A 2,582-nucleotide genomic window follows, 5' to 3' on the forward strand; every position below is an offset into this window, starting at 1 on the left:
GCACTGCCCGCCGCCCACTACCCTGGAGTGGTGACCATTCGCCTGTACGACACCAGCGCCCGGCAGATCCGTGACTTCACCCCGCTCAAGCCGGGCTGCGTCTCGATCTACCTGTGCGGCGCCACCGTGCAGGCCGCCCCGCACATCGGGCACATCCGGTCGGGCCTGAACTTCGACATCATGCGCCGCTGGTTCGCCCACCGCGGCTACGAGGTGACGTTCATCCGCAACGTCACCGACATCGACGACAAGATCATCACCAAGGCGCACGAGCAGAATCGCCCCTGGTGGTCGATCGGCTACGAGAACGAGCGCGCGTTCAACGACGGCTACACCGCCCTCGGCTGCCTCCCGCCCACCTACGAGCCCCGCGCCACCGGGCACGTGCCCGAGATGACCGAGATGATGCGCACGCTCATCGACCGCGGGCACGCCTACGCCGCCGACGGCAACGTCTACTTCGACGTGCGCTCCTTCCCCCAGTACCTGGAGCTGTCCCGGCAGGAGCTGGACAATCTGCTCCAGCCGTCCGGCGAGGGCGAGACCGGCAAGCGCGACCCCCGCGACTTCGCCATGTGGAAGGCGGCCAAGCCGGGCGAGCCGACCTGGCCCACCCCGTGGGGCGAGGGCCGGCCGGGCTGGCACCTGGAGTGCTCCGCCATGGCGCACAAGTACCTGGGCAGCGCCTTCGACATCCACGGCGGCGGCCTCGACCTGATCTTCCCCCACCACGAGAACGAGATCGCCCAGGCCAAGGCCTACGGCGACGAGTTCGCCCGCTACTGGGTGCACAACGCCTGGGTGACCATGGCCGGCGACAAGATGTCCAAGTCGCTGGGCAACAGCGTGCTGGTGTCGGAGATGGTCAAGCAGTGGCGGCCCATCGTGCTGCGCTACTACCTGGGCACCCCGCACTACCGCTCGATGATCGAGTACAGCGAGGAGTCGCTGCGCGAGGCCGAGTCCGCGTTCGCGCGGATCGAGGGCTTCATCCAGCGCGTGATGGAGAAGGCGGGCCCGGTGGAGCCCGCCGAGCAGGTGCCGCCCGCCTTCGCCGAGGCGATGGACGACGACCTGGGCGTCCCGCAGGCGCTCGCGGTCGTCCACACCACCGTCCGGCAGGGCAACAGCGCGCTGGCCGCCGACGACAAGGAGGCCGCCGTGGCCCGGCTCGCCGAGGTGCGGGCCATGCTCGGCGTCCTCGGCCTGGACCCGCTCGACGAGCAGTGGGCCGGCGAGGGCGGCGATCGCGGCGAGGACCTGCACGGCGTGGTGGACAGCCTGGTCCGCATGGTGCTCGACCAGCGCGAGGCCGCCCGCGCCCGCAAGGACTGGCCCACCGCGGACGCCATCCGCGACCAGCTCGGCCAGTCCGGCCTGGTCGTCGAGGACAGCCCGCAGGGGCCGCGCTGGAGCCTCGGCCCCCGCTGAGCCCCCGCGCACCGAAGATCGACTGTGCCGCCCGGCCCCTCGGGCGGCACACTTCATAGACGTGACAGGCGTACGGGTGACACGTACGAGTCACACTGACGAGTCACCCGTACATACGACGCTTTCGACAGACAGGTAGGTCATGGCCGCGAACAACCGCCGCATGTCCGGCAAGAAGGGCGCGCAGGTCGGCAGCGGCGGCAAGCGGCGCCGGGGCCTGGAGGGCAAGGGCCCCACGCCCCCCGCCGAGATGCGCAAGGGACACGCCAAGCAGCGCGCCGCCCAGGCCCAGGCCCGCCGTGCGCAGGGCCGGACGCAGCAGCGCCGCGGATCGGGCCGGTCGGCCTCCGAGCTGGTCGTCGGCCGCAACCCGGTCGTCGAGGCGCTGCGCGAGGGCGTGCCCGCCTCCACGCTCTACGTCCAGCAGTTCATCGACAACGACGAGCGGGTGCGCGAGGCGCTCCAGCTCGCCGCCGAGCGGGGCGGGATCAACCTCATGGAGGCCCCGCGCCCCGAGCTCGACCGGATGACGAACGGGCTCAACCACCAGGGCCTGGTCCTCCAGGTCCCGCCGTACGAGTACGCCCACCCCGAGGACCTCGCCGACGCCGCGTACGACGGGGGCGAGGACCCGCTGATCGTGGCCCTGGACGGGGTGACCGACCCGCGCAACCTCGGCGCGGTCGTCCGCTCGGTCTCCGCCTTCGGCGGCCACGGCGTGGTCGTGCCCGAGCGGCGCGCGGCCGGGATGACCGCGGGCGCCTGGAAGACCTCGGCCGGCACCGCGGCCCGTACGCCGGTGGCCCGCGCCACCAATCTGACGCGCGCCCTGGAGGCGTACCAGAAGGCGGGCATGACGGTGGTCGGCCTCGCCGCGGACGGCGAGGTCGAACTGGGCGAGCTGGACGCACTGGAGGGCCCGGTCGTGATCGTCGTCGGCAGCGAGGGCAAGGGCCTGTCGCGGCTGGTCGGCGAGACCTGCGACCTGAGGGTGCGCATCCCTATGCCGGGCGGGGCGGAGTCGCTCAACGCCGGTGTGGCCGCGGGTGTCGTGCTGTACGAGGCGGCCCGCCGGCGGGCGTGAACTCCCTTGCCGCACAAGGCGGGTGGCCGAACGAGCGTCCGTACGGTCACCCGCCGGGGTAAATCCG

The 2,582-nt window shown here is 72.2% G+C and carries 2 protein-coding genes; both read left to right on the top strand.

The genetic code is table 11. The features are described from left to right. Positions 1–30: 30 nt before the first annotated feature. Entirely contained in the window at positions 31–1,431 is a 1,401-nt protein-coding gene (cysS, locus tag IE249_RS17885) for a cysteine--tRNA ligase (protein WP_189705830.1), read from the top strand. 142 nt (positions 1,432–1,573) lie between these two features. After that, complete coding sequence (gene rlmB, locus IE249_RS17890) at positions 1,574–2,515, top strand: 23S rRNA (guanosine(2251)-2'-O)-methyltransferase RlmB (protein WP_189705831.1); 942 nt, start codon at positions 1,574–1,576, stop codon at positions 2,513–2,515. The last annotated feature ends 67 nt before the right edge of the window (positions 2,516–2,582 follow it).

Origin of the sequence: Streptomyces anandii JCM 4720, from assembly GCF_014650655.1 — a bacterium.
In the GTDB taxonomy this organism is placed as follows: domain Bacteria; phylum Actinomycetota; class Actinomycetes; order Streptomycetales; family Streptomycetaceae; genus Streptomyces; species Streptomyces anandii.

Excerpts from the sequence above, each read along its gene's own strand:
- rlmB (WP_189705831.1), top strand. The coding sequence starts at position 1,574 with ATGGCCGCGAACAACCGCCGCATGTCCGGCAAGAAGGGCGCGCAGGTC.